The sequence below is a fragment of the Curtobacterium sp. PhB191 genome (genome assembly GCF_004346515.1).
Lineage (GTDB): Bacteria > Actinomycetota > Actinomycetes > Actinomycetales > Microbacteriaceae > Curtobacterium.
In genome coordinates this window covers 1-25,912 of sequence record NZ_SMBV01000004.1, presented here as the reverse complement: position 1 = coordinate 25,912, position 25,912 = coordinate 1, and the positions used below count along the sequence as shown (strand labels likewise).

Here is a 25,912-nt window from a genome sequence, read left to right as displayed (position 1 = left end):
ACTCCCGGGCGCGTCGTCAGGAGGTGCGGGCGGTGAGGGTGACGACGACCGCTTCGGGGCGGCACGAGAACCGCACGGGCGCGTAGATCGAGGTGCCGAGACCGGCCGAGACCTCGAGCCACGACCAGTGGTTCCGGTGCTCCCACTTGTGCAGCCCGCTGACGTACCGGCGGGGCAGGTCGCTGTTCGTGACGAGGGCACCGACCCCGGGCACCTGGACCTGGCCGCCGTGGGTGTGGCCAGCGAAGATGATGTCCGCACCCTGGGTGACGAAGGCGTCGAGCACGCGGCGGTAGGGCGCGTGCGTGACTCCGATCGCGACGGGAGCTGGGCCGTCCTCGTCTTCGGACCAGGGCACCTCGCCGCGCATCTCGTCGACGTTCGTGGGGAGCAGGTCGAGCCGGTCCCAGTCGCGGTGTGCGTCCGAGGTGCCGAACAGCTCGAACCGCGAGCCGCGGAGCTCGATGGCGCGGGCGTGGTCGTTCAGGTCGAGCCACCCGAGGGACTCGAAGAACGCCGTCTGCCGGTCGATGTCGAGCTCGACGGGCTTCGCCTCGCTGTGCATGCGGCTCGGGCCGGAGAAGTACTTCAGCGGGTTGCGCGGCGACGGTCCGAAGAAGTCGTTCGACCCGTACGCGAACACGCCGGGAACACCCCGGAACGGCTCCAATGCGTACTCCACGGCTGCGTTCGCCGTGGGGTGCCCGAGGTTGTCGCCGGTGTTGACGACGAAGTCCGCCTCGACCAGGGACAGGTCGCGCAGCCACTGCTGCTTGTCGGCCTGCCACGGGGCCATGTGGATGTCGGACAGGTGCAGAACGGTGACGTCACGGGACCCCGGCGGGAGGACCGGGACGGTCTCCCACCGGATGCCGAAGCGTCGACGCTCGACGAGCGAGCCCCAGGCGAACGAGGCAGCACCGACGGCCGCGCCGGCTGCGAGGACCCCGAGCGCGGCGCGACCGCGGGTCACTTGCAGTCCTTGGGCGCCTTGCCGTTCTTGTCGCCGTACAACTGGATGTTCACGTCGGCGTTCTTGTCGGCGGCAGCGCCGATCGCGGGTTCGACGGCTGCGACCTTGCAGGTCTTGTTCCCGCCGCCCTTCGCGAAGTCGTCCGACACGTTGACGTTGCCGAATCCGGCGTCGTTCAGCGCCGAGCGGGCATCGCCGAGCGAGTCACCGCCGATCTCCGGCACGTTGGCCTGCGAGCCGTCCGAGGTGTAGACCGTCACGCTCGAACCGGAGGACAGGAGTGCACCAGCGGACGGCGAGGTCGACGACACCGAACCGGGGTTGCCGGTGCCGGGGCGGGCGCCACCGTCGACGTAGGTGAAGCCGGCGCCGGAGATCGCTGCGCGGGCTTCGTCAGCGGTCTTCCCCTGCAGGTTCGGGAGTGCCTTGGCGTTGCCACGGATCGCCGTGGGCTGCGGGTCTGTGAAGGCACCGGCGGGATAGGTGGCATTGATCGCGGTCATCGCCTGCCGCCACACATCGGCGCGGGATCCGGCGTACGTGCCGTTGACCCCGTTGCTGTAGTGCCGGAGGTTGTTCTTCTTGCCGTCGGTGTTGCCCTGCCAGTAGGCGGTGGCGACGCGTGAACTCGCGCCGACGAGCCAGATCTGGTCAGCCTCGTCGGTCGTGCCCGTCTTGGCGAACATCTGGGTGCCGTCCGGCGTCTGTGCACCGCGCGCGGTACCGCTGGTGATCGTGCCCTTCATGGCGTAGATCGCAGCCTGTGCGAACGCCGGGTCAACTGCCTGCTGGCAGTCCTTCGTCTGGCCGCCGAGCTGCTTGCCGGACGGCGAGGTGATCTGGTCGATGGCGATCGGCTTGCAGTAGATGCCGTTGTTCGCGACAGCGGCGTAGGCAGCGGCCATCGTCATCGGGGCGATCTCGTTGGTACCGAGGATGGCCGACGGGTTCTGGTACTGCAGCTCGCCGCCGTCAGCGCGGTGCACACCGAGCGACTGCGCGATGTCCCGGATGTCGCAGAGGTCGAGCTTCTGGGCCATCGACGCGAACGCGCCGTTGATCGAGCCAGCGGTGGCCCCGAGCACGCTCCAGTTGCCGCCCTCGCCCGGAGCGTCATTCGAGACGTCGAACTTCGTGTAGTCGGTCTGACCGCAGATGGTCCACGGCGTGACCACACGTTCAGCACCGCTGACGGTCTCGTTGAGCCCGTGGCCGGTCTTGATCCAATCCAGCAGGGTGAAGAGCTTGTACGTCGAGCCGGTCTGGAACCCGCCGGAGTTGCCGTACTTGTAGTCGACGCTGTAGTTCAACGAGGTCGATGTCGGTGCCGACTTCAGCGACTCGTCGAAGTCCTTGTTCTGCGCCATCGTCACGATGCGGCCGGAGCCGGCCTCGATCGAGTTGAGCGTCGCGCCCAAGGCCAGGTTCGTCTCGGCCTTGTTGTCGTAGGTGTTGAGGAGCTGCTTCTGCTCGGCGTTGAGGTCGATGTTCAGCGTCGTCTGGATCTTGTAGCCGCCGTTCCGCCACGCGGTGTCGCGTGCCTTCTGCGACGAGCCGAGCTGCGACATCTCGAGCACGACCTTCTTGGCGTAGTCGCAGAAGAACTGCGAGCCGTCGCCGACCGATGCCCGGCAGCCCTGCGAGGGCTGCGTCAGGTGCACGTAGTCCGCGGGCTTCGACAGGCGGGCCGTGCGGTACTCGGCCTCGGTCAGGTTCTTCTGGTCGTACATCGAGCGCAGGATGACGTTGCGCCGGGCGACGTTGGCGTCGTACTTCTTCGGCGTCGACAGGTTGCGCGCCTCGGGGTACTGCACGATGGCCATCAGCGAGGCGGCCTCGGCCGGGGTCAGGTTCGTCGCGCTCTTGTTGTAGTAGTGCTGCGCAGCGGCCTGCACACCGTAGGTCTGGTCGCCGAAGTACGCGATGTTCAGGTAGGCGGTGAGGATCTCCTTCTTGGAGTACTTCTTTGCCAGCCCGATCGCGAGCTTCATCTCCTCGAGCTTGCGGGGGATGGTCTGCTCGACGGCCTCGTTGTAGGCCTTCTGCTGCTCCTTCTTCGTGGGGAGGTTCAGCGCTTCGTTCATCTTGATGTTGCGGACGAGCTGCATGGTCAATGTCGACCCACCGCCCGAGTCGCCGAGTCCACCGGCGATGCTGCCCACGCCGGCGCGGATGAGCGAGGTCATGTCGACGCCGCCGTGGCTGTAGAAGCGCTTGTCCTCGCCGTCGATGGCCGCGTTCTTCAGCTGGTCGCTGATCTGGTCGAACTTCAGTTCCTGCCGGTTCTGGTCGTACAGCGTCGCGAAGTGCACCGACTTGCCGCCCGAGTACGCGTACAGCTCGTTGCGCTGCGGCAGGTCACCGATCTCGATGTACTCCGGCAGCGACTCGAACACACCGATCGTCGAGGTCGTCGTGACACCGGCGACCGCGATGGCCGGGGTGACCCCGATCGTGACGAGCAGGCCGGCGAGGGCACTGAACCCGACGAATCCGATGAAGGCGCCGACTGCTGAGACGGGCTTGGTCCGCGAGGCAGACGTCTTCTGGGCAGACATAGGATGCAGCCTAAACGACACCCACGACTGAAAGGCTGGCAAGGAACCGCATGACTCGCTGGGAGTACTTCACCACGCCCCTGATGATCCACAACACCACCGCCATCCTCAACAACTACGGGGACGAGGGCTGGGAGCTGGTCCAGATCGTCACCGGCCCCGAGGGTGGGCTCGTCGCGTACCTCAAGCGTCCGAAGGCCGACGCATGAGCGTCGCGGACCGCCTGGCCGAGCTGGGGCTGACGCTCCCGCCGGTCGCCGCACCCGTCGCCGCGTACGTCCCCGCGGTCGTCACCGGCCAGTACGTCTACACGGCCGGGCAGCTGCCGTTCGTCGACGGCGCACTGCCCGTCACCGGCAAGGTCGGGGCGTCGGTCGACGCCGAGACCGCCACCGCGCAGGCCCGCGTGGCCGCGCTCAACGCCCTGGCCGCCGTCGAGTCGGTCGCCGGCTCGCTCGACCGCGTCGCCCGGGTCGTCAAGGTCACCGTGTTCGTCGCGTCGGAGCCGTCCTTCACGGGCCAGCCGGGGGTCGCGAACGGCGCCTCCACCCTGGTCGGCGAGGTCTTCGGTGACGCCGGCGTCCACGCGCGCAGCGCGGTGGGCGTGGCGGTGCTGCCGCTGGACGCTCCTGTGGAGGTCGAGCTGGTGGTGGAACTGACGTCTTGACGGACCGTCAGCAGTGAAGCGAACGCAGGTGGGGCCTCCCGTCCGACATGGACTGGAGGCCCCACCTGCGTGACACGGACTACATGAGTTCCGCGATGGTCGCCATGATCGCCGGGTCGGCCAGCGTCGTCGTGTCGCCGATGCGGCGCCCCTCGGCCGCGTCGCGCAGCAGGCGCCGCATGATCTTGCCGGAGCGCGTCTTGGGGAGCTCCGGGACGATGACCACCTGGCGGGGCTTCGCGATCGCACCGATGCGCTTGCCCACCCAGTTGCGGAGTTCGGTCGATGCCGATTCGCGGTCGACGTCGGCGGCGGCCTCGGCGGTCAGGATGACGTACGCGACGACCGCCTGTCCGGTGGTCTCGTCGGCGGCTCCGACGACGGCGGCCTCGGCGACGCCCTCGTGCCCGACCAGGGCGGACTCGATCTCGGCCGTCGACAGGCGGTGCCCGGAGACGTTCATGACGTCGTCGACGCGGCCCTGGATCCAGATGTCGCCCTGACCGTCGAGCCGCGCTCCGTCGCCTGCGAAGTACCGGCCCGGGAACCGCGACCAGTAGGTCTCGACGAAGCGGTCCGGGTCGCCCCAGATGCCGCGCGCCATCGACGGCCACGGCTCCGTGATCGTGAGGTAGCCGCTCTCTCCCGGGTCGGCGCGGTTGCCGTCGTCGTCGACGATCTCGGCGACGATGCCGGGCAGCGGCGTCTGCGCTGCGCCGGGCTTGAGCTTCGTGACGCCGGGCAGCGCGGAGATCATGATCGCGCCGGTCTCGGTCTGCCACCACGTGTCGACGATGGGCGTGCGGTCGTGGCCGATGACCTGGCGGTACCAGTTCCACGCCTCGGGGTTGATCGGTTCGCCGACGCTGCCGAGCAGACGGAGGGTCTCGAGACTGCGCGCCTCGGGGATCTCGCGGCCGGCCTTCATCGCCGCACGGACCGCCGTCGGCGCGGTGTACAGAACGGTGACGCCGTAGGAGTCGACGATGTCCCACCAGCGGCCGGGCTTCGGCTCGTCTGGTGTGCCCTCGTAGAGCACCTGCGTCACGCCGTTCGCCAGGGGGCCGTAGACGACGTACGAGTGCCCGGTGATCCAGCCGATGTCGGCGGTGCACCAGTAGACGTCCTTCTCCGGGTGCATGTCGAACACGTTCTTGTGCGTGTACGCGGCCTGGGTCAGGTACCCGCCGGAGGTGTGCACGATGCCCTTCGGCTTCCCGGTCGTGCCCGAGGTGTACAGGATGAACAGCGGGGTCTCGGCGGGGAACGCCTCGGGCGTGTGCTCCGGGGCGGCCTTCGCGACCTCGTCGTGCCACCACAGGTCGCGGTCGTTCCAGGCGATCTCGTTGCCGCCGCGCTTGACGACCAGGACGTGCTCGACGCTGCCGGTGCCCTCGCCCTCGAGTGCCTCGTCGACCGCGGGCTTGAGCGCTGACACCGCGCCACGGCGCCAGCCGCCGTCCGCCGTGACGACGAGCTTCGCGCCGGCGTCCTCGATGCGGGCGCGGAGGCTCTCGGCGCTGAACCCGCCGAAGACGACGGAGTGCACGGCGCCGATGCGGGCGACGGCGAGCATCGTCACGACGGCCTCGGGGATGAGCGGTAGGTAGACGACGACGCGGTCGCCCTGCCCGACGCCGAGGTCGGTGAGCATGTTCGCGGCGCGCTGGACCTCAGCGGTGAGTTCGGCGTAGGTGATCCGGCGGGTGTCGCCGGGTGCGCCCTCGAAGTGGATCGCCACCCGGTCGCCGTTGCCCGCGCGGACGTGCCGGTCGAGGCAGTTCTCGGCCACGTTGAGCGAGCCGTCGGCGAACCACTTCGCGAACGGGGCGCCGGACCAGTCGAGGGTCTGCGTGAACGGGGTCCGCCAGTCGAGCAGGCTGCGGGACTGCTCGGCCCAGAAGGCCTCGCGGTCGGCGGCGGCGGCCTCGTGCAGGTCTTCGCGCGCGACGGCGTCGGCGACGAACTCGGGTGTCGGCGGGAAGGTGGCGCCGTCGTCCTCGCGGTGGTCGGTCTGGGTCGGAGTGGACATCGATGTCCTTTCGCGTCGTTGCGTCCTCAGGGTGCGCCACGGAGACTACCCCTCGGCCCGTGCGCTGCGCGGTTGTGCGACGAGCGGCGGGCCCGGGTGCGGGGGAGCCGGGCCGCGGCGGCGGGCGCGGGTCTGGGGGAGTCGGGCTGCGGCGGCGGGCGCGGGTCTGGGGCTGCGGGGCCGCGACGGCGCACACCGGTGTGTCCTGGTCGCGGCGGCACGCCCGGCGGTCGTGTCGGGGGTTGCCCCGAGGGGCGGATCGTGGGGTACAGTAGTTCCTGCTGGACTCGTTTCCGGCGGCATCGAATCGGATTCCCCCCAATCCTTCGATGTCCAGGCGGCACCAGTTCCCCCCAACCGGTGCCGCCTCTTCTTTTGTCCGGGGTCCGGCTCGAGCGATCAGCGCTCGCCGGCCGCCGGTGATCGGCGGCGATCCGCACGAGGACGCCGGTCGAGTGGACAGACCGGTACATGCTCACGCATGGAGCGTCCGACCGACTCGTAGCAATTGCTACTCCGTCCCGGTGCCCGTGATCGAGGGGACCTGCTCGCGTGGTCTGTCGTCGCGCTGCGCCGGGCGCTCCTCGCCGAGTGGGGTACGGCTTTCCGTTTCGGGGGACAAATCGGTCCGTTGGTGCCATCGGCGCCTACCTCTCCACAGGCTGGTTGTGGCACCGGATGCCGAAAACGGCTCTCCTCCTACGCTCTGGCGTCATGCACCGTCACCGTGCCACGCCGTTCCTGCCCGGGTCCGGGCCTGTTCCGCCCAGGGCCGGACCGTTTCTGCCCGGGGCCGGGCCTGTTCCGCCCGGGGCTGCCGCTGCCGCTCTTCGGCGCAAACCGCACGGTGTCGTCGAGTTCGAGGAACTCGCCGGCCTCGTGACGGACGCCGGGGTCACCGACGTCCTGGTCGTCGGCGGCGTCGGCACCTGGACCGACCGTGGCGGCGGACTCGAAGCCGCCGCGCCGCGTCTGAGCGAGGCGCGCACCCGGGAGCTCGCCACGCGGCTGGTGGCACTCGGCGGACGCCACGTCGACGAGACCACTCCGTGCGCCGACGTCCGGCACGGCGACGGGATCCGGGTGCACGTCGTGCTCGCCCCGGTCTCGGTCGGTGGCACAGCGATCTCGATCCGGCTCCCACACCCAGCCCGGCCGACCCTCGCCGCGCTCGACCGCGCCGGCACCTTCGAGCACGTGCCGCGCTCCGTCGTCGAGGCCGCCGTGCACCAGCGCCGCAACGTCCTGGTCACCGGTGCCACCGGCAGCGGCAAGACCACCCTGCTCGCCGCGATGCTCGGCGCCGTCCCGGCCGGCGAGCGGATCGTCACGGTCGAGGACGTCGCCGAGCTGCGCATCGCCCATCCGCACGTGGTCGCACTCGAGGCGCGGCAGGCGAACGCCGAGGGCGTCGGCGCGCTCGGCCTCGACCGGCTCGTGCGTGAGGCCCTGCGGATGCGCCCGGACCGGATCGTCGTGGGGGAGTGCCGGGGCGCCGAGGTCCGCGAGCTCATGTCCGCGCTGAACACGGGCCACGATGGTGGCGCCGGCACCGTGCACGCGAACGGTGTTGCGGACGTCGCCGCTCGGCTCGAGGCGCTCGGCGCCCTCGCCGGGCTCGGCGTCGAGGCGCTCGCCCGACAAGCGGTCAGCGCGTTCGACCTGGTGCTCCACGTCGAGCGTCGGACAGGCGGACGACGGCTCGCTGCGGTGGGCGCGTTCCACGTCGGGGCGGACGGGAGGCTCGGGGTGCGCCCGGTGGACGGGGCACCGTGAGCAGGGGGTCGCTCCTGGGACGTCGGGTCCGGCGTCCCGTGCCGTTCGACCCGGCGCGCGTGGCCGGCACCCTGGACCGGGTCGCGACGCTCGTCGCCGCCGGGGTCCCGCCGCCGCGGGCCTGGGAGCTCGTCGGCAGGCTCCCCGCAGGGACCGCTCCCGCCTCCGCGGACATCGCCGTCGTCCTGCGGGTCGCGGACCGGACCGGCGCCCCCGTCGCGGAGACGCTCGGGGCCCTCGCCGGAGCGCTCCGCCGATCGGCAGCGTCGGACCGGGCGATCCGGGTCGCCCTCGCCGGCCCGCGCACCAGCGCCCGCGTCGTCCTGGCGCTGCCGTTGTTCGGCCTCGGACTCGGGGCCGCGTGGGGGTCCGGAGCGGTGCAGGTCCTCACGAGCTCGCCGCTCGGCTGGGTCTGCTCGGCGCTCGCGGCCGTGCTCGTCCTGTCCGGGCGTGCCTGGACCGCGCGGCTCGTCCGGTCGGCGACGCCGGACGGACGCGTGCCCGGGGTCGTCCTCGACGCCTGGGCGGTGGCCGTCTCGGGCGGTGGTTCGTGGATCGCCGCCGGCGAGGCGGTCCGTCGTGCCGCCGACGGGATCGTCCCGCCGGCTGCCGACGTGGCTCGCCTGCGCGAGGTCCTCGACCTGGCCGTGCGAGCGGGCGTGCCCGCGGCGGGACTGCTGCGCCGCGCCGCGGAGGACGTCCGTGACGACGCTGCTGCCGCCGGCCTCGCCGCAGCCGAGCGCCTGGCCGTCCGACTGGTGCTGCCGCTCGGTGTCTGCGTCCTGCCCGCGTTCGTGCTCGTCGGGGTGGTCCCCGTCGTGGTCGGCGTCCTCTCCTCCACCGTCGTCGGTGCGCGATGACCTCTCCACAGATGCCGCTCGAGGCCCCGATCGTGCGGTGGCCACGCGCCACGCTGGGATCACCGCAACAGAAGGGACGAACAAATGAGCACCACCCCGAACCGAATCCGTCGCACCAGCCGTGTCGTCGACCGGCTCCGCGCCGTCGCGCAGGACGACCAGGGGTCCGCGACGGCCGAGTACGCGGTCGTCATCCTCGCCGCCGTGGCGTTCGCCGGCGTGCTCGTCGCCGTCATGCGCTCGGGCGAGGTGCAGACCATCCTCACCGAGCTCGTCCGCGGTGCCCTCTCGCTGTGACCATGCGCGGCGCCCCGACCGGGACTCCGACCGGGGCTCGGTCACGGTCGAGTTCGCGGTCGTGCTGCCCACCATTGCACTCGTCCTCACCCTGCTCGTCGCGGCCGTGCTGGTCGTCGACGGACAAGGACGCCTGCAGTCGGCCGCCGCGGCGGCTGCGCGGGGCGTCGGGCGCGGGGACGACGCCGTCGGACTCGCCGCCGCCGAGCGGATCGCGCCGGGATCCTCCGTCACGATCCGGCGCACCGACGACCTCGTGTGCGTCGACGCCACGCGCGGCGGCACCGGTCCGTTCTCGGCGCTGCCGCTCCGGGCGACGGCGTGTGCTGCGGCCGGGGGACGCTGACCCCGAGCGCGGTTCGGTGACCGTGCTCGTCGCCGCCGTCCTCGGCGTCGGGGTGCTCGTCGCGTCGTCAGCGCTCGCCGCCGCCGGACACCGCACGCAGGCGGTCCGAGCCGGGGACGCCGCCGACGCCGCCGCGACCTCGGCCGCCGCGACGTCCGTCGGACTCCTCACGGGGTCGCCGTGCACCGTCGCCGAGCGGGTCGCACGGGCGAACGGCTCGGCCCTCGTGGCCTGCGACCTCGCCGCCGCGACCGCCCGGGTGCGGGTGGTCGTCGGCTCCGGACCGTTCGCCGTCGGCGCATCCGCGGTCGCCGGTCCGGCGGACGACCACCCCGACCACGGTGTGTATGGTGTGCCTGTCGGCCACCGGTCACCGATGTCCCGGGCGACCCGGACACGTTCGTGTCCAGGGCCGACCAGCACCACGGATCAAGGAGACACGTGCCAGGCACGAAGAAGCTCGTGATCGTCGAGAGCCCCGCGAAGGCGAAGACGATCGCGCAATACCTCGGTGACGGATACGAAGTCCAGGCCTCGGTCGGACACATCCGCGACCTCGTCGAGCCCAAGAACCTGCCGGCCGAGCTCAAGAAGGGCTCCCTCGGCAAGTTCTCGGTGGACGTCGACAACGGCTTCGAGCCGTACTACGTCGTGTCCGACGCCAAGAAGAAGACGGTCGCCGAACTCAAGCGTGCGCTCAAGGATGCCGACGAGCTCTACCTCGCAACAGATGAAGACCGCGAGGGTGAAGCGATCGCCTGGCACCTGCTCCAGGTCCTCAAGCCGAAGGTCCCCGTCAAGCGGATGGTCTTCCACGAGATCACGAAGGAGGCGATCCAGCGTGCGCAGGAGGCCACCCGTGAGCTCGACACCGCCCTCGTCGACGCGCAGGAGACCCGCCGCATCCTCGACCGCCTCTACGGGTACGAGGTCTCGCCGGTCCTGTGGCGCAAGGTCGCTCCCGGCCTCTCCGCCGGTCGTGTGCAGTCCGCCGCGACCCGGCTCGTGGTCGACCGCGAACGCGAGCGGCTCGCCTTCGTCTCGGCCAACTACTGGGACCTCTCCGCTCGGTTCGAGAAGACGGGGGAGTCCCCCTTCTCGGCGCGACTCGCCCGGATCCAGGGCACCCGCGTCGCCTCGGGGCGCGACTTCGACGACCGCGGTGCGCTCAGCGGTGACGTCGTACGTCTCGACGAGGCCGCAGCCGCCTCGCTGACCACCGTGCTCGAGCGCGCCGGGGACGCCACCGTCCGCAGCGTCGACTCGAAGCCGTACACCCGCCGTCCGGCGGCACCGTTCACCACGTCGACCCTGCAGCAGGAGGCAGCGCGCAAGCTGCGCCTGTCGCCGCGGCAGACGGCGCGTGCGGCGCAGACGCTGTACGAGAACGGGTACATCACCTACATCCGTACCGACTCGGTCTCGCTCTCGAAGCAGGCGATCGACGCGGCCCGCAAGCAGGCGGCCGACCTGTACGGCGCCGCGACCGTGCCGGACAAGCCCCGTCTGTACGCGAGCAAGAGCAAGAACGCGCAAGAGGCGCACGAGGCGATCCGTCCCTCGGGCGACTCCTTCCGTACCCCGCAGGAGCTCCAGGGCACGCTCACCGGTGTCGAGTGGCGGCTCTACGACCTCATCTGGAAGCGCACCGTCGCCTCCCAGATGGCAGACGCCAAGGGTTCGACCGCATCGATCGTGCTCGGGATTGCGTCGACCGAGTCGGTCGAGGGCATCACGTCGACCGCGAACGGCACGGACGCCGAGTTCACCGCGTCCGGCACCGTCATCACCTTCCGCGGGTTCCTCAGCGCCTACGAAGAAGGCCGCGACGAGGACCGCCACGAGTCGAGCGAGCGTGCCGGTCAGGACGTCGCACTGCCCGACGTCAAGCAGGGCGAGCACCTCGAGGTGCACGACGTGCTGGCGAAGGGGCACGACACCACGCCCCCGCCGCGCTTCACCGAGGCCAGCCTCATCAAGACGCTGGAAGAGCTCGGGATCGGGCGTCCGTCGACCTACCCGACGATCAGCCCGACGATCATCGACCGCGGCTACGTGTCCCTGCGCGGCACCCAGCTCGTGCCGAACTGGATCGCGTTCAGCGTGGTCCGGTTGCTCGAGGAGTACTTCGGCGAACTGGTGGAGTACGACTTCACCGCCGAGATGGAAGAGGATCTCGACCGGATCGCGCGCGGCGACGCCGACCGGGTCGACTGGCTCAAGGGCTTCTACTTCGGTGGTGGCGACGACGACCAGCGCGGCCTGCGGACCGTCATCGACAACCTCGGCGAGATCGACGCGCGTGAGATCAACTCGGTCGAGCTCGCACCGGGCCTCACCCTGCGGATCGGTCGCTACGGCCCCTACATCGAGGTGCCCAGCGACGACCCGGAGAAGCCGCGTCGCGTCAACGTCCCCGAGGAGCTGGCACCCGACGAGCTGACCGTCGAGAAGGCCAAGGAACTCGTCGACGCCCCCGTCATCGGCGACCGCGTCGTGGGCATCAACCCGGACACGGGCAAGGAGGTCCTGGCGAAGGACGGCCGCTTCGGCCCCTACGTCACGGAGCGCACCCCGGAGCCCGAGCCCACCGTCGACCCGAAGACCGGCGAGGTCGTCGACGCTGCGGCCGCCACCCCGGAGCCCGCAGCGGCCGAGTCCCCTGTCGAGACGACGACCGGCAAGAAGGCCCCGGCGAAGAAGGCCCCGGCGAAGAAGACGACGAAGAAGGCCGCGGCGCCCAAGGAACGGACCGCCTCGCTCTTCAAGTCGATGGACCCGGCGACCGTCGACCTCGAGACCGCGCTGAAGCTCCTCGACCTGCCCCGCGTCGTCGGACAGGACCCGGAGACCGGCAACGACATCACCGCGCAGAACGGTCGCTACGGCCCGTACCTGAAGAAGGGGACGGACACCCGAACGCTCCCGGGCGAGGACGCGATCTTCGACATAGACCTCCCCGGTGCGCTCGAGATCTTTTCGCAGCCGAAGTACGGCGGGAACCGTGCCGCGAGCTCCGCGCTCAAGGAGTTCGAGGCGGACCCCGTGTCCGGCAAGCCGATCAAGATGAAGGACGGCCGCTTCGGCCCGTACGTCACCGACGGCGAGACGAACGCGACGATCCCGAAGGGCGAGGACGTCGAGGCCGTCGACCACGCCCGGGCGGTCCAGCTCATCGCGGACAAGCGCGCCAAGGGACCGGTCAAGAAGAAGACGCCGGCCCGACGGGCGCCGGCGAAAAAGAAGTGACCGGACGGTTCATCACGCTCGAGGGCGGCGACGGCGCGGGCAAGACGACCCAGGCCGAGCTGCTCTCGGCGTGGCTCGTCGAGCACGGCCGCACCGTCCTGCGCACCCGCGAGCCCGGCGGCACCGACCTGGGCCTCCGGATCCGCGAGATCGTGCTGCACGAGCGTGGGCACGTGTCGCCCCGGGCCGAGGCGCTGTTGTACGCGGCCGACCGCGCGCACCACGTCGAGACGGTCGTGCGTCCCGCGATCGCCCGCGACGAGGTCGTGCTGCAGGACCGGTACATCGACTCGTCGGTCGCCTACCAGGGCGTCGCGCGCGGCCTCGGCGCCGAACACATCCGCTCGGTGTCGGAGTGGGCGGCGGACGGCCTGGCGCCGGACCTGACGATCCTGCTCGACCTCGACGTGACGGTCGGACGCGCCCGGATCGCTGCGGCCCGTGGCGACACGTTCGACCGCCTGGAGTCCGAGGCCGAGGCGTTCCACGAGTCGGTGCGACAGGCCTTCCTGGACATGGCGGCAGCCGAGCCCGACCGCTTCCTGGTGGTCGACGCCGGCGGATCCACCGAGGACGTGCAGCGTGCCATCCGTGCCGCGGTCGCCCCGCTCGTCGCGATCGACCCGGCATGACCGTGGTCGCCCGCATGTCGGTGGTAGCCCGCATGACGGTGGTCGCTGACAGGATGGTCCCGTGAGCGTGTGGGACGGCCTGACCGGTCAGGAAGAAGCAGTCGCCTCCCTCCGGAACGCCGCGGAGTCGACCGACGGCACCGGCGGCATGACGCACTCGTGGTTGATCACGGGGCCGCCCGGGTCCGGCCGGTCGAACGTGGCGACGGCGTTCGCCGCGGCCCTCGTGGGCAACGGTCCCGACGACGACCACACCCTGCAGCAGATCACCGCGAAGACCCACCCCGACGTGTCGGTGCTCACGACGCAGCGCGTGATCATCACGATCGACGAGATCCGGCAGCTCGTGACCTCGTCGTACTACTCGCCCTCGGTCGGGCGGTACCGCATCGTCATCATCGAGGACGCCGACCGCATGACGGAACGCACCTCGAACCTGCTGCTCAAGGCGCTCGAAGAACCTCCGGAGCGCACCGTCTGGATCCTCTGCGCCCCGAGTGAAGCCGACCTGCTGCCCACCATCCGGTCGCGCGTCCGCTCCGTACGCCTCCGGGTCCCCGGCATCGAGTCCGTCGCCGACCTGCTCGTCGCCCGCACCGGCATCGACCGCGCCCTCGCGATGGACGCAGCACGGCAGGCGCAGAGCCACATCGGCATGGCGCAGCGCCTGGCGACGAGCGAGGACGCCCGCGATCGTCGCCGCCGCACCCTGACGACCGTGCTCGGCGTCCGGAGCGTCGGCGACGCCGTGATGGCCGCCGCCGACCTGCTCGCCGTCGCCGACGAAGACGCCAAGGCGATCACGCAGCAGCGCGACTCCGAAGAACGCGACGCCGCACTGCGATCGCTCGGCATCGAACCCGGCGGGACGATCCCGCCGGCCCTCCGCTCGCAGCTCCGGCTGCTCGAGGACGACCAGAAGCGCCGTGCGACCCGCAGCCTGCGCGACGGTCTCGACCGCATCCTGGTCGACGTGTCCTCGCTGTACCGCGACCTGCTCCTGCTCGGTCTCGGTGCCCCGGCGGAACCCGTCAACCTGGCGATGCGTGATCACCTCGACCAGGCCCTGCAGTCGGTCACGCCGGCCGCGGCGCTCGAGGTGCTCGACGCGATCGCCCTCGCCCGGCAGCGGATCGCCGCGAACGTGGCGGCGTTGCTCGCGCTCGAGGCGCTGCTCGTCACGATCGCCCGCGTCCGCCACTGACCGTGACGGACTCTCCCCGCGACGAGTGGGGCATGGGACAATCACGGCATGCCCGACGCTGAACCCGGCCTGCGCGAACGGAAACGCCGCGCCACCCGCCGCGCCATCCAGGCGGCCGCGCTCCGCATCGCGATCAAGGACGGCCTCGGTGCGGTCACCGTGGACGAGATCTCGCGTCGGGCCGACGTCTCACCGCGCACGTTCTTCAACTACTTCCCGAGCAAGGAACAGGCGATCCTCGGGGACGACCCGGAGCTGCCCGATGACGCCGCGCTGCAGGAGTTCGTCGACGGGGGACCGGACGGCGACCTGCTGTCGGACCTCGGCGCACTGCTCGTCCACTCGACGCAGGAGCTCATCGAGGAACGCGGACTCATCGAGGAGCGGCAGCAGGTGCTCCGGGCGAACCCCGAACTCTTCAGCCGTCGCATGGAGTCGATGAAGGAGTTCCAGGCCGAGATCCAGGCGGCGGTCGCCCGGCGGCTCGAACGCGAGGACCCCGAACTCGCCGCGGACCCCGATGCGCTCCGTCGTCGGGCGCGCCTGGCGTCGATCGTGGCGCTCGGTGCGCTCCGGCACGCGTGGTGGGAGTGGTCCGGGTCCGAGGCCGGTTCGCACCTGGTCGACGAGCTCCGCAGGTCCTTCGCCGAGCTCGGCGTGCTCGTTTCGCGTTCACTCGTCTGAACCTGTATAGTCATTGATCGTGCCGCTCCGGGTTCGGAGCGTGCGCGCCGCCTTAGCTCAGTCGGTAGAGCGATTCACTCGTAATGAATAGGTCGTCGGTTCGATTCCGACAGGCGGCTCAGAACACGTCCCCGGTCACGGATCTGCAACAGGTCCTGACCGGGGATTTCTGCATCTGCGGGAAACCGCACCCCTTGGCTCCGGACCAGACAGCGGGGGAGGGCGCGGGTTAGCCTCGTCAGGACGCGGGGATCCCCGCGACCGACCACCTGCACCGCCCCGTACCCCCTCGGCGGACGACCGACGGAGGCACCGTGTTCAAGCGTGCGACGACCGTCGTCCTGGTGGCTGCTGCGGCTGCTGCCCTGGCCATCACGGCCGCCGCGGTACCGGAGTCGCGGGCGACGTCATCGGCGGCCCCGGCCGGCGGATCGAGCAGCAGCGCGAGCCCGACCCCGCACCCGACCACGGTGGCCACCGATCCGACCATCGGGCGGACGCCGACCTTCTCGGTGGACTTCGACACGCCGGCTGCGGCGAACGGCCCGTTCGCGGCGACGTACGCGCAGTCGTGGCAGCCGTACCCAGACGGCACCGGCGGCAAGTACTGGTCGAGCAAGATGGTCAGCGCGCACGACGGGTACATGGACATCGCCCTCGACGGCGAGCACGGTTCGGCCGGAACGTTCGGCACCCCCGAGGACGCCTGGTCGCACGTCGGCGGGTCGTTCAGCGTCCGCGCCCGTGCCACCGGCGGCGACAAGAACGGCGCAGCGATCATGCTCTGGCCGACGTCGAACGACTGGGCGGACGGCGAACTCAACTACCCCGAGGGCAACTTCGACGGCTCGCCGCGGGTGTTCCACCACTCGATGCTGCCCGGGGACGAGAAGGCGTCGGACAACTACAACACCCGGGTGTCCTGGCGGGACTGGCACACCTACACGACGGAGTGGATCCCCGGGCGGGCGATCCACTACTACCTCGACGGCAAGCTCGTCTTCACGGTCGCGCGGAACGTCCCGACGACCCCGCACCGCTACATGGTGCAGGTCGGCGACTGGGGCAAGGCCGGCCACCTGCAGATCGACTGGGTCCGTACCTACGACGCGCAGTGACGCCGGGCCGCGCCGACGCGCGGTCACGCCTGGCCGCGCCGACGCGCAGTCACGCCTGGCCGCGCCGACGCGCGGTGACGCCGGGCAGGGCCGACCCGCTCCCCGTTCTGGGGCTGCGCCGGACCCCCGTCGTGCGGGACGATCGAACCGAAGCCGTGTTCTCCGTTCGGAAGGTCGTCATGCTCCTGTCACTCGTCTACATGAGCGCCGCCGACGAACCCTTCGACCAGCCCCGCCTCGACGCGCTCCTCGAACACGCCAGGGCCCGGAACGCCGCATCGGGCCTGTCCGGTCTGCTCGTGTACAAGGACGGCCGCTTCATGCAGCTGCTCGAGGGGCCCGAGGCCGCGGTCCTCGAGACGTACCAGCGCATCACCGAGGACCCCCGGCACACCGACGTCGGGCTGCTCGTCGAGGAGCGGATCCACACGCCGCGGTTCGGCGAGTGGACGATGGCGTTCGACCGCGACCACGAGACCGCGCTCCCCGACGGCTTCGACACGTTCCTGTCCGACGGCGACCGGAGTGCGGACACCAGCAAGGCGCGGGCGTTGCTGCGCTGGTTCCGCACCCACCCGATGGCCGCGCCCGACGCCGCACTCGGCAAGCACCGGCGCTGAGGGTCAGGGCAGGTAGTACGTCGGGTTCGGCAGCTTGACGCTGCGGTCCGCCGAGCCCCCGAGCAGGTCGCTGTACTGGTCGCCGAAGTTCGCGACCACGTCGTACCGGCCGCCCGATCGTGACTCGATGTGCGCCCGGGTCTGCGACTTGTACTCGACGGTGGTGCACTTCGCCGTGGCGCAGGTGATGTACGACGGCTGCTGCGACGCCCCGACCCCGGTCCACTTCGTGTAGTACGTCTCGGTGCCGCGCTTCGTGGCCGAGAACTGCGGGGAGCCGACGCGCTGCAGGTTGTCGATGGTGGCGGTCTCCTGATCGGCGTTCCGGCCGGTCAGCCCGATGATCGTGCAGCCGGAACGCTGTGCGATCGACACGAGCGAGGTCATCGACGGGGTCGCGGGGAACCGTTCGTCCTGCACCCACTCGTCCTGCAGTGCGGGGTCGAAGACGAAGTGCATGTCCGCGACCTCCATGTCGTAGGTCCAGAGCGTGGTGTCGTCGGCGTCGAGAACGATCGCGGGGTTGCGGTGCAGCTTGCGGCCGACGGCGCACTGGGCGGCGACGACGGGGGCCTGCCGCCGGACGAGGGACCGCATCTCGCGGATGTACGGGGAGTCGGTGCGGTTCGCGAGTCCGGTGCCGGGGTCGCCGTAGTAGGTGGCGATGGTCTTCTTGACGGAGTCGATGTTCGGGATGCCCTCACCGGGCTGGGTCGCACCGGAGGAGCCGTCAGCAGCCATCGTGAACTGTGTGCGGGGCGCGAGCCGGGGCTCGGAGACGCCGGGCAGATCGGCCGAGGGGAGGGAGTAGGTGGGGTTCGGCAGCTTGAGGGACCGGTCGGCGTACCCGCCCTGCAGGTCGCTCCACTGGTCGCCGATGTTCAGCGTGATGTCGTAGCCGAGGTCCTGCTCGATGTGCTTGCGGGTCAGGGCCTTGTACTCGACGGTCGTGCAGCTCGCGGCGGCGCAGGTCACGTACGACGGCTGCTGCGAGGCGCCCTTGCCGGTCCACTTCGTGAAGAAGCGGTCCTCGGTGAAGGCGGTGTAGCCGACCTTCGACAGGTTCTGCACGGTCGCGGTCTTCTGGTCGTCGTTCCGGCCGGTCAGTCCGAACACGGTGAAGCCCATCGCTGCGGCGCGGTTGACGAAGCCGACCATGGACGGGGTGGCGGCGAAGCGCTCGTCCTGCACCCACTCGTCCTGCCGTGCGGGGTCGAAGACGAAGTGCATGTCCGCGACCTCCATGTCGTACGTCCACAGGGTGGTGTCGTCGGCGTCGAGGACGATCGCGGGCTTCTCGCCGTGCCGGACGGCACGGTCGTGGATGCGCTGCAGCGACGCTCCCTGGCGGGCGACGATCGATCGCATCTCGCGGATGTAGGGGGAGTCGGTCCGGTTCGCCAGGCCCGTGCCGGGGTCGCCGTAGTAGGTGGCGATGGTCTTCTTGACGGAGTCGATGTTCGGGATGCCCTCGCCGCCCTGGGTCGCACCGGACGTGCCGTCGGCAGCCATCGTGAAGTGCGTCCGCGGGGTCAGGCCGGCGTCGGCGGAGTGCCCCGGCGAGTGTCCCGGTCCGTGTCCTGGGTCGCCCCACCCGTGTGCGCTGGCCGGACCGCCGACGAGGGTGGACGTGAGGACGATCGCCGCACTGGTGGCGACGACGGAGAGGACGGAACGGCGCATGGAGGACCTGCACACCTTCGACTCGGGGAGGAGTGACCCCCGGATGGGGGATCGTGGAGCACGTTAGCTGGCAATCACCAGTGGAGTCCATACCAAAGTGCTGCGGCCAGTCCTGGTAGACATGGCCGCATGACGGTTCGCTGGGGAGTCATCGGCACGGGCGGCATCGCCCGGTCCTTCGTGGGCGACTGCGTCGCCGCGGGCATCGAGTTCACGGCGGTCGGCAGCCGCACCCGCGACGGTGCCGAGGCGTTCGCGGCGGAGTTCGGCATCCCACGGGCGCACGGCTCCTACGAGGACCTCGTCGCCGACGACACGGTCGACGCCGTGTACGTCGCGACCCCGCACGTCCGGCACGCCGAGGACGCCCTGCTCGCGATCCGCGCCGGCAAGCACGTCCTCGTCGAGAAGGCCTTCACGATGACGGCGGCCGAGGCGCGGACCGTGGTCAATGCTGCCCGTCGAGCGGGCGTCGCGGTGACCGAGGCGATGTGGACCCGGTTCCTGCCGCAGATGGCGATGATCCGCGAGGTCCTGGCCGAGGGGCGCATCGGCCGGCCGGTGCTCGTCGAGGCGACGCACCACCAGGCCCTGCCCATCGACCCGTCGCACCGGCTGCGCGATCCCGCCCTCGGCGGTGGAGCCCTGCTGGACCTGGGCGTGTACCCGGTGTCCTTCGCCGTCGACGTGCTGGGGGTGCCCACCTCGCTCGTCGCGGCCGGCACGCTGAGCGAGCAGGGTGTCGACACGCAGATGGGCATCGTCCTGACGCACGACGGCGGTGCACAGTCGGTGATCCACTTCGGGATGGACGTGCGCAGCCCGAACACGGCCTCGGTGATCGGCGAGTCGGGGCGCATCGACGTCGACTCGACCTGGTACACCCCGACGACGTGGCGGATCCGGGACCGCGACGGCGTCGTGGTCGAGGAGTTCGACGCGCGCGAGGAGCTCGCCGGCTACGGCCACGAGGCGCGCGCGTTCGAGGCGATGGTCACGTCCGGCGTGCACGAGGGCGGTCCGATGGACGCCGAACAGTCGGTCGCGATCATGGCCGTCATGGACGAAGCCCGCCGCCAGGTCGGCGTGCGCTACCCCGCGGACGACGCCTCCACAGCGCCCTGATCCGGGTCGCGTCGTCCACATCGGGACGATCCGGCCTGGAGGCTGCTGCCGCAGTTCCGTAGGATCGGTCGCGATGTCCGAGCAGCAGCCCACCCCGCCTTCCGTACCGGAGCGTGTCCGCGCCGCCGTCGCGGCCGCGCGCGCCTCCGCCGTGCGCCGCCCGGTGCCCTGGATCGCCGGTGGCCTCGCGGCCCTGCTCGTGGTCGGTTCGGGCGGGGCCGTCGCGGTCGCGGCGGCGATGACACCGGACACGGGCACGGCGGCCGCGCCGGCGACCACGTCGAGCGCGACCTCGACACCGAGCCGGTCGACCGCCACCACGAAGCGACCGACGAGCACGCCGACACCGACCCCGGACGCCCGCGCCGTGCCGAAGGACCCGGCCGGCCCTTCCGCCCTGCGCACCTGCTCGATCGCGGGCGCCGCGTCGGCGAGCGGTCTCGGCGCGTTCGAGGGGTACGTGATGGACGCGAAGACGGGCGAGGTCCTGTTCTCGAAGGACGGCGACAAGGCTGCCCAGACCGGCAGCGTCATGAAGACCCTGACGACGGCGACGGCGCTCGCGGTGCTCGGCGGCGACCACCGCATCCCGACCACGGTCACGCAGGAGTCCGGCGGGACCATCGCGCTGGTCGGGCACGGTGATGCCACCCTGTCCGCCGGCAACGGCACGGTCTACCCGGGGGCCCCGACGCTCGCGCAGCTCGCCCAGCAGGTCAAGGCGAAGGTCGGCGACACCCCCGTCACCACGATCGTGACCGACGACACGTACTGGAGCGACGCCGACGCGTGGGACCCCACGTGGCCGGTGTCCGAGCGCACCATCGGGTACCAGCCGAAGGTGACGGCGCTCATGGTCGACGGTGACCGGGCGAACCCGGCCGCGGCGACCTCGCCCCGGTCCGAGGACCCGGTCGGCCGTGCAGGTGCCGCGTTCCGGACGGCACTCGCGAGCGCCGGGGTCGCCGGGGCGGGGTCGGCACAGATCGTCAAGCGCGCCACGACCAGCACGGACACCATCGCGACGGTGTCGTCGCAGCCGGTGTCGACACTGATCGGGCAGATGATCCCGAACTCGGACAACACCCTCGCCGAGATGCTCGCCCGGGTGTCGTCGAAGGAGTCCGGCTCGAACGGGTCGGCGGCGTCGCTGACCTCGGTGTACCAGTCGGCGCTCGGCTCCTACGGCGTCGACCCGGCCGGCATCGTCATCAAGGACGGCTCGGGCGAGAGCGCCGCGAACGCGGTGTCGCCGAACTTCGTCGCCCACCTCATGGTGCAGGTCGCCGCCGGTGCGAAGGGCCTCGGTACCCTCGCGAACGCCCTGCCCGTGTCGGGGCAGTCCGGCACGCTGGCCAGCCGCTTCACCGGCGCGAACGCCGTCGCCCGCGGCAAGGTGCACGCGAAGACCGGGTGGATCGACAGCGCGAACACCCTCGGCGGGTACATCGACGCCGCGGACGGATCGCGCCTGACCTTCGCGTTCTACGCCATCGGGTCGTCGCGTGCGGCCGCGCTGCCGGCGCTCGACGCGGTGACCGCGGCGGCCTACTCGTGCGGGAACAAGCTCACCGACTCCTGAGTCACCGGGTGTTGGATGGGCCCATGGCACGGGCTCTCCTCATCGTCGACGTCCAGAACGACTTCACCGAGGGCGGTGCGCTCGGTGTCACCGGGGGCGCGGCCCTCGCGGAACGGATCAGCGCGTTCCTCGGCCGGCACGCCGAGGAGTACGACCTGATCGTCGGCTCCCGCGACTGGCACCACGGCGACGACGACAACGGCGGACACTTCGCCGGACCCGAGGGTCCCGACTTCGTCGACACGTGGCCCGTGCACTGCGTGGCCGGCACACCCGGCGCCGAGTACCACCCGGAGCTCGACACCGAGCCGATCGACGTCGACGTCTTCAAGGGCCAGGGCACGCCGGACTACTCGGCGTTCCAGGCGCGGACCGAGTCGGGCGTGCCGTTGCCGGAGATCCTGACCGAGCACCGGGTTCACTCCGTCGACATCGTCGGCATCGCCACCGACCACTGCGTCCGGGCCTCGGCCCTCGACGCCCGCGCCGCCGGCATCGACGTCGCGGTCTACGAGGACCTGGTCGCCGGCGTCGACGACGAGCGCAGCGCCCGCGCGCTCGACGACATCCGAGCGGCCGGTGGGCACGTCGACCGCAGCGACATGGACGAAGGGCTCGCGAACCCCGGAGGAGCACAGTTGTGACCGAGACCGAGACCGACACCGAGACCAACACCGACACCAGCACCGACACCAGCACCGACACGAGCACCACGACCGGCGACCTCACCACGACCGTGGGCGACGACCACGTCACCGTGCAGGGCGTCCCGACGGGCCTGTTCATCGGCGGGTCCTGGCGCCCGTCGGCGAGCGGCGCGACGTTCGCCGTCCGCGACCCCTCGACCGGCGATGTGCTGGCCGAGGTCGCCGACGCCACCCCCGAGGACGGCATCGCCTCGCTCGACGCCGCGGTCGCCGCACAGCAGGAGTGGGCGGCCACCGCACCGCGCCAGCGCTCCGACGTGCTGCGCCGCGCGTTCGACCTGGTGCGCGCGCACGAGGACGACCTTGCCGCCCTGATGACGCTCGAGATGGGCAAGCCCCTGGCCGAGGCCCGCGGCGAGGTGGTCTACGGCGGCGAGTTCCTCCGCTGGTTCTCGGAGGAGGCCGTTCGCATCGGCGGCGACTACCGCACCAACCCCGAGGGCACCGGACGCGCGATCGTCCTGAAGCGTCCGGTCGGCCCGGTGTACGCGATCACCCCGTGGAACTTCCCCCTCGCCATGGCGACCCGGAAGATCGGCCCTGCACTGGCGGCCGGCTGCACGGTCGTCGTGAAGCCGGCGGAGCTCACGCCGCTGACCACGCTGTTCCTGGTCGAGCTGTTCCGCCGTGCCGGGCTGCCGGACGGCGTGCTCAACGTGGTGCCGTCCCTCGACGCCAAGGGCCTGTCCGAGCCGATCATCGCCGACCGCCGCCTCCGCAAGCTCACCTTCACCGGATCGACGCCGGTCGGGTCCGCGCTCCTCAAGCAGGCGGCGGACAACGTGCTCAAGACGAGCATGGAGCTCGGCGGCAACGCCCCGCTGTTGGTCTTCGACGACGCCGACCTCGACGCCGCCGTCACCGCTGCGATGCTCGCGAAGTTCCGGAACGTCGGCGAGGCTTGCACGGCCGCCAACCGGTTCTTCGTGCAGGACGGCATCGCCGACGCGTTCGTGGCCGCCCTCACCACGAAGGTCGACGCGCTCCGCATCGGCCGGGGTACCGAGGACGGCACGACGATGGGCCCGCTCATCGACGACCGTGCAGTGGACAAGGCTGCCGGACTCGTCGACGACGCGGTCACCCGCGGTGCTCGGCTCGTCACCGGCGGACACCGCGTCGAGCGGCCAGGCACCTACTACGCGCCCACGGTGCTCGACGACGTGCAGCCGGGGTCGGAGATCCTGACGACCGAGATCTTCGGACCGGTCGTGTCGATCACGCGCTTCGCGACCGAGGACGAGGGCATCCGGCTCGCCAACGACACCGAGTTCGGGCTCATCGCCTACGCGTTCACGACGGACTTCCCGCGCGGGCAGCGGCTCGCCGAACGCCTGGAGACCGGGATGCTCGGACTGAACACCGGCGTCGTGTCGAACGCAGCGTTCCCGTTCGGCGGGGTGAAGTCGTCCGGTCTCGGCCGCGAGGGCTCGCACGAGGGCATCGAGGAGTACCTCGAGACCGTGTACGTGCTCACCCCGGACCCGTTCGCCGCCTGAACGGGCCCGACGGCGGGGCTCAGACCAGCAGCTGGTGCTTCGCCAGGTCGCGGTAGAGCGGCGTCGACTCGACCAGCTCGGAGTGCGTGCCGGCGCCGACGACCCGGCCGTGCTCGAGCACGACGATGACGTCGGAGTCGACCACGGTGGACAGCCGGTGCGCGATGACGAGCAGGGTGCGGTCTTCGGCGACGGCGTCGATCGCCAGCCGCATCTTCTGCTCGTTCACGCCGTCGAGCGACGACGTCGACTCGTCGAGCAGCAGGATCGGGGGAGCGGCGAGCAGCGCGCGGGCGATGGCCAGCCGCTGACGCTCGCCGCCGGAGAGCATCACGCCGTCCTCGCCGACCTGGGCGTCGAGCCCACGCGGGTCGCGGTGCAGGACCTCGCCGAGGTTGACCGCCTCGAGCACGCGGACGCAGTCGTCCTCGGTCGCGTCCGGCGAACCGAGCAGCAGGTTGGCGCGGATGGTGCCGGCGAGCACCGGGGCGTCCTGCTCGACGTAGCCGATCTGGGCGCGGAGCTCCTGGCGGTCCATGCCCCGGACGTCGATGCCACCGAGCCGGATGACGCCCTCGGTCGGGTCGTAGAACCGCTCGATCAGGGCGAGGGTCGTCGACTTGCCCGCACCCGACGGGCCCACGAGTGCGACCCGCGAGCCGCGGGGAACGCGGAACGACACGTCGTGGAGCACCACGTCGTCGGCCGGACGCTCGTCGGCGAGGCGATCCGGGCCTCCCGGTCGGTCCACCGCGCCGGACGCGACGGCGCCGTCCGGACCGGACGCATCCGCTGCAGCCGCGTACCGGAACGTGACGTGCTCGAACGTGATGGCGTCGTCGGAGGCGACCGCGGCGGCGGGGCGTGCAGCGGCGTCGTCCTGCGCCTCGGTCGGCAGGTGCAGGATCTCCTCGATCCGGCCGAGCGCACCGAGCGCCTGGGCGACCGCGACGGCGGCGCCCATCGCCTGGCCGAGCGGCATGATCATCATGAAGAGCAGCAGGATGAACGTGATGAGCGTGGCGATGGTGATGGTGCCCGCGGCGACCTGGGCCCCGCCGACGCCGAGCACGGCGATGAACGCCACCTGCATGACGATGCTCGCCACCGGCACGACGAAGGCGGACATCTTCGCGATGTCGAGGCCGCGCTGGTAGGCCTCGGTCGCGTGTCCGTCGACCTCGTGCACCTCACGCTCGGTGGCACCCGCCGCGCGGATGGTGCGGACGGCGCCGATGCCGCGCTCGACCGCCGCGGTCAGGTCGCCGACCTTCTCCTGCGCACGCTTCGACGCGATCCGGATGCGCCGACTCAGTCCGCCGACGACCACGATCGCGACCAGGACGATGACGACCACGATCACGAGCAGCAGCGGGTCGATGATCGCCATCGCGATGATCGCGCCGATGAACGTGAGGGCGCCGCCGATCGACTCGATCAGGCCCTGGGTCAGGACGGCGCGCAGGAGGGTGGTGTCGCTTCCGACACGGGACACCAGGTCGCCGGTGCGGCGGGTGTCGAACTCCGAGATCGGCAGGTTGAGGATGCGGGCGATGAGCTTGCGGCGCGTGGAGAGCACGACGCCCTCGCCCGCACGCTGGAGCAGGAAGTGCTGCACACCGTTCAGGATGCCGGCGACCAGGACGAGCCCGACGAGCAGCCAGACGAGCGTGCTGAGCGTGTTGCCCTGCTGCACCGCCGTGACGACCTGGTTGACGAGCAGCGGCTGCGCGAGCGACGCCCCAGCGCCGAGGATGCTCAGCACGATGATGACGACCATCGCCGGCTTGTTCTCGAACAGGTAGGACAACAGGCGGCCGAAGGTGGCGCGGGGGCCGTCGGTCTTCTTGGGGCGCGCGAAGGGGAGACTCATCGTGTTCCTAGTTTCTGCCGTACTTCTTGTGCACTGCCTGTCGGCTGACACCGAGCAGGGTCGCGATCTCCTGCCACGACGCCCCGGCGTTGCGGGCGGCACGGGCAGCGAGCTCTTCGGTCCGGTCGAGTTCACGGCGGAGCTCGCGCACGTTGGCGAGGGCGGAGAACGGGTCGTCCCCGGAGGCTCCGGCCGCGAGGCTCGTGATGGTCGGTCGGTCCATGGCTGTCAACCTACATTGACGCCCCGACATCTGTCAACCTGAGTTGACGGACAGGGTCGCGCCGTGCGGTGGACGCGACGATGGATGGACGGGAGGCCCGGTGCCAGCTGTGAACTGGTCCCGGTTTGTTGGACCGTGAAGTCAGATTAGGCCGCGAGGGCGTGAGCTCGGTATTGAACCGGGCTCATGCCCTCGAGTCGTGCC

The 25,912-nt window shown here is 70.9% G+C and carries 23 protein-coding genes and 1 tRNA gene; 18 read left to right on the top strand and 6 right to left on the bottom strand.

Features of this window, described 5'->3' with window-relative positions; translation table 11 throughout:
• Positions 1–16: 16 nt before the first annotated feature.
• Positions 17–973, bottom strand: a complete 957-nt coding sequence (locus tag EDF48_RS07830; protein WP_131879229.1) for a metallophosphoesterase — start codon at positions 971–973, stop codon at positions 17–19.
• The gene (locus EDF48_RS07825) at positions 970–3,531 is read right to left on the bottom strand and encodes a transglycosylase domain-containing protein (protein WP_131879227.1); all 2,562 of its coding nucleotides are present in this window, start codon (positions 3,529–3,531) and stop codon (positions 970–972) included. The genes EDF48_RS07830 and EDF48_RS07825 overlap by 4 nt, the downstream gene beginning before the upstream one ends.
• Before the next feature lie 50 nt (positions 3,532–3,581).
• On the opposite strand from EDF48_RS07825, the gene EDF48_RS07820 reads away from it, so the two are divergent.
• Both EDF48_RS07820 and EDF48_RS07815 read left to right on the top strand, forming a co-directional pair.
• The gene (locus EDF48_RS07820) at positions 3,582–3,740 is read left to right on the top strand and encodes a DUF4177 domain-containing protein (RefSeq protein ID WP_017888699.1); all 159 of its coding nucleotides are present in this window, start codon (positions 3,582–3,584) and stop codon (positions 3,738–3,740) included.
• Positions 3,737–4,198, top strand: a complete 462-nt coding sequence (locus EDF48_RS07815) for a RidA family protein (protein WP_131879225.1) — start codon at positions 3,737–3,739, stop codon at positions 4,196–4,198. The genes EDF48_RS07820 and EDF48_RS07815 overlap by 4 nt, the downstream gene beginning before the upstream one ends.
• Before the next feature lie 79 nt (positions 4,199–4,277).
• Here the strand turns inward: EDF48_RS07815 and acs are convergent, their stop codons facing one another.
• A complete protein-coding gene (gene acs / locus EDF48_RS07810; protein WP_131879223.1) occupies positions 4,278–6,230 on the bottom strand; it encodes an acetate--CoA ligase in 1,953 nt (650 codons plus the stop codon).
• A gap of 879 nt (positions 6,231–7,109) precedes the next feature.
• On the opposite strand from acs, the gene EDF48_RS07805 reads away from it, so the two are divergent.
• From EDF48_RS07805 to EDF48_RS07750, 12 genes are all read left to right on the top strand, one after another.
• A complete protein-coding gene (locus tag EDF48_RS07805) occupies positions 7,110–8,006 on the top strand; it encodes an ATPase, T2SS/T4P/T4SS family (RefSeq protein ID WP_243698062.1) in 897 nt (298 codons plus the stop codon).
• Positions 8,007–8,065: 59 nt separating this feature from the next.
• Positions 8,066–8,866: a type II secretion system F family protein gene (locus EDF48_RS07800; RefSeq protein ID WP_165932353.1), complete on the top strand. Its 801-nt coding sequence runs from the start codon at positions 8,066–8,068 to the stop codon at positions 8,864–8,866.
• An 84-nt stretch (positions 8,867–8,950) separates the two neighbouring features.
• The gene (locus EDF48_RS07795; protein WP_123292154.1) at positions 8,951–9,163 is read left to right on the top strand and encodes a DUF4244 domain-containing protein; all 213 of its coding nucleotides are present in this window, start codon (positions 8,951–8,953) and stop codon (positions 9,161–9,163) included.
• Positions 9,147–9,509 (top strand): TadE family type IV pilus minor pilin, encoded by a 363-nt coding sequence (locus EDF48_RS07790; RefSeq protein ID WP_131879217.1) that lies wholly within the window; start codon positions 9,147–9,149, stop codon positions 9,507–9,509. Before EDF48_RS07795 ends, EDF48_RS07790 begins: the two co-directional genes overlap by 17 nt.
• A gap of 16 nt (positions 9,510–9,525) precedes the next feature.
• Positions 9,526–9,975: a hypothetical protein gene (locus EDF48_RS19290; RefSeq protein WP_207913235.1), complete on the top strand. Its 450-nt coding sequence runs from the start codon at positions 9,526–9,528 to the stop codon at positions 9,973–9,975.
• Positions 9,951–12,758: a type I DNA topoisomerase gene (gene topA / locus EDF48_RS07780; RefSeq protein WP_131879215.1), complete on the top strand. Its 2,808-nt coding sequence runs from the start codon at positions 9,951–9,953 to the stop codon at positions 12,756–12,758. Before EDF48_RS19290 ends, topA begins: the two co-directional genes overlap by 25 nt.
• A complete protein-coding gene (gene tmk, locus EDF48_RS07775) occupies positions 12,755–13,390 on the top strand; it encodes a dTMP kinase (protein ID WP_131879213.1) in 636 nt (211 codons plus the stop codon). Before topA ends, tmk begins: the two co-directional genes overlap by 4 nt.
• Positions 13,391–13,451: 61 nt before the next feature.
• Positions 13,452–14,594 carry a DNA polymerase III subunit delta' gene (locus EDF48_RS07770; protein WP_123292158.1) on the top strand — a complete coding sequence of 381 codons (1,143 nt, stop codon included), beginning with the start codon at positions 13,452–13,454 and terminating at the stop codon, positions 14,592–14,594.
• Positions 14,595–14,642: 48 nt separating this feature from the next.
• Positions 14,643–15,278, top strand: a complete 636-nt coding sequence (locus tag EDF48_RS07765) for a TetR family transcriptional regulator (protein ID WP_131879211.1) — start codon at positions 14,643–14,645, stop codon at positions 15,276–15,278.
• A gap of 46 nt (positions 15,279–15,324) precedes the next feature.
• Positions 15,325–15,397, top strand: a tRNA-Thr gene (locus tag EDF48_RS07760).
• Between the two features lie 195 nt (positions 15,398–15,592).
• Positions 15,593–16,396 carry a glycoside hydrolase family 16 protein gene (locus EDF48_RS07755; protein ID WP_131879209.1) on the top strand — a complete coding sequence of 268 codons (804 nt, stop codon included), beginning with the start codon at positions 15,593–15,595 and terminating at the stop codon, positions 16,394–16,396.
• 179 nt (positions 16,397–16,575) lie between these two features.
• Entirely contained in the window at positions 16,576–17,016 is a 441-nt protein-coding gene (locus tag EDF48_RS07750) for a BLUF domain-containing protein (RefSeq protein ID WP_123938665.1), read from the top strand.
• 3 nt (positions 17,017–17,019) lie between these two features.
• On the opposite strand, the gene EDF48_RS07745 is transcribed toward EDF48_RS07750, so the two are convergent.
• Positions 17,020–18,699: an HAD family acid phosphatase gene (locus EDF48_RS07745; RefSeq protein ID WP_131879207.1), complete on the bottom strand. Its 1,680-nt coding sequence runs from the start codon at positions 18,697–18,699 to the stop codon at positions 17,020–17,022.
• Positions 18,700–18,828: 129 nt separating this feature from the next.
• On the opposite strand from EDF48_RS07745, the gene EDF48_RS07740 reads away from it, so the two are divergent.
• The 4 genes from EDF48_RS07740 to EDF48_RS07725 all read left to right on the top strand — a co-directional run bounded on the left by EDF48_RS07740 (position 18,829) and on the right by EDF48_RS07725 (position 23,612).
• On the top strand, positions 18,829–19,824 hold the full coding sequence (locus tag EDF48_RS07740; RefSeq protein ID WP_131879205.1) for a Gfo/Idh/MocA family oxidoreductase: 996 nt from the start codon (positions 18,829–18,831) through the stop codon (positions 19,822–19,824).
• A 73-nt stretch (positions 19,825–19,897) separates the two neighbouring features.
• Positions 19,898–21,406 (top strand): D-alanyl-D-alanine carboxypeptidase/D-alanyl-D-alanine-endopeptidase, encoded by a 1,509-nt coding sequence (gene dacB / locus EDF48_RS07735; RefSeq protein ID WP_131879203.1) that lies wholly within the window; start codon positions 19,898–19,900, stop codon positions 21,404–21,406.
• A 23-nt stretch (positions 21,407–21,429) separates the two neighbouring features.
• Positions 21,430–22,050 (top strand): isochorismatase family protein, encoded by a 621-nt coding sequence (locus EDF48_RS07730; RefSeq protein WP_131845653.1) that lies wholly within the window; start codon positions 21,430–21,432, stop codon positions 22,048–22,050.
• A gap of 134 nt (positions 22,051–22,184) precedes the next feature.
• Entirely contained in the window at positions 22,185–23,612 is a 1,428-nt protein-coding gene (locus EDF48_RS07725) for an NAD-dependent succinate-semialdehyde dehydrogenase (protein WP_243698076.1), read from the top strand.
• 19 nt (positions 23,613–23,631) lie between these two features.
• Here EDF48_RS07725 and EDF48_RS07720 read toward each other — a convergent pair whose 3' ends face one another.
• On the bottom strand, positions 23,632–25,485 hold the full coding sequence (locus tag EDF48_RS07720; protein ID WP_131879199.1) for an ABC transporter ATP-binding protein: 1,854 nt from the start codon (positions 25,483–25,485) through the stop codon (positions 23,632–23,634).
• 7 nt (positions 25,486–25,492) lie between these two features.
• Complete coding sequence (locus tag EDF48_RS07715) at positions 25,493–25,708, bottom strand: hypothetical protein (protein ID WP_123292166.1); 216 nt, start codon at positions 25,706–25,708, stop codon at positions 25,493–25,495.
• Positions 25,709–25,912 lie beyond the last annotated feature (204 nt).

Excerpts from the sequence above, each read along its gene's own strand:
- EDF48_RS07825 (WP_131879227.1), bottom strand. The coding sequence starts at position 3,531 with ATGTCTGCCCAGAAGACGTCTGCCTCGCGGACCAAGCCCGTCTCAGCA.
- EDF48_RS07820 (WP_017888699.1), top strand. The coding sequence starts at position 3,582 with ATGACTCGCTGGGAGTACTTCACCACGCCCCTGATGATCCACAACACC.
- EDF48_RS07815 (WP_131879225.1), top strand. The coding sequence starts at position 3,737 with ATGAGCGTCGCGGACCGCCTGGCCGAGCTGGGGCTGACGCTCCCGCCG.
- acs (WP_131879223.1), bottom strand. The coding sequence starts at position 6,230 with ATGTCCACTCCGACCCAGACCGACCACCGCGAGGACGACGGCGCCACC.
- EDF48_RS07795 (WP_123292154.1), top strand. The coding sequence starts at position 8,951 with ATGAGCACCACCCCGAACCGAATCCGTCGCACCAGCCGTGTCGTCGAC.
- EDF48_RS07765 (WP_131879211.1), top strand. The coding sequence starts at position 14,643 with ATGCCCGACGCTGAACCCGGCCTGCGCGAACGGAAACGCCGCGCCACC.
- EDF48_RS07750 (WP_123938665.1), top strand. The coding sequence starts at position 16,576 with ATGCTCCTGTCACTCGTCTACATGAGCGCCGCCGACGAACCCTTCGAC.
- EDF48_RS07745 (WP_131879207.1), bottom strand. The coding sequence starts at position 18,699 with ATGCGCCGTTCCGTCCTCTCCGTCGTCGCCACCAGTGCGGCGATCGTC.
- EDF48_RS07740 (WP_131879205.1), top strand. The coding sequence starts at position 18,829 with ATGACGGTTCGCTGGGGAGTCATCGGCACGGGCGGCATCGCCCGGTCC.
- dacB (WP_131879203.1), top strand. The coding sequence starts at position 19,898 with ATGTCCGAGCAGCAGCCCACCCCGCCTTCCGTACCGGAGCGTGTCCGC.
- EDF48_RS07730 (WP_131845653.1), top strand. The coding sequence starts at position 21,430 with ATGGCACGGGCTCTCCTCATCGTCGACGTCCAGAACGACTTCACCGAG.
- EDF48_RS07720 (WP_131879199.1), bottom strand. The coding sequence starts at position 25,485 with ATGAGTCTCCCCTTCGCGCGCCCCAAGAAGACCGACGGCCCCCGCGCC.
- EDF48_RS07715 (WP_123292166.1), bottom strand. The coding sequence starts at position 25,708 with ATGGACCGACCGACCATCACGAGCCTCGCGGCCGGAGCCTCCGGGGAC.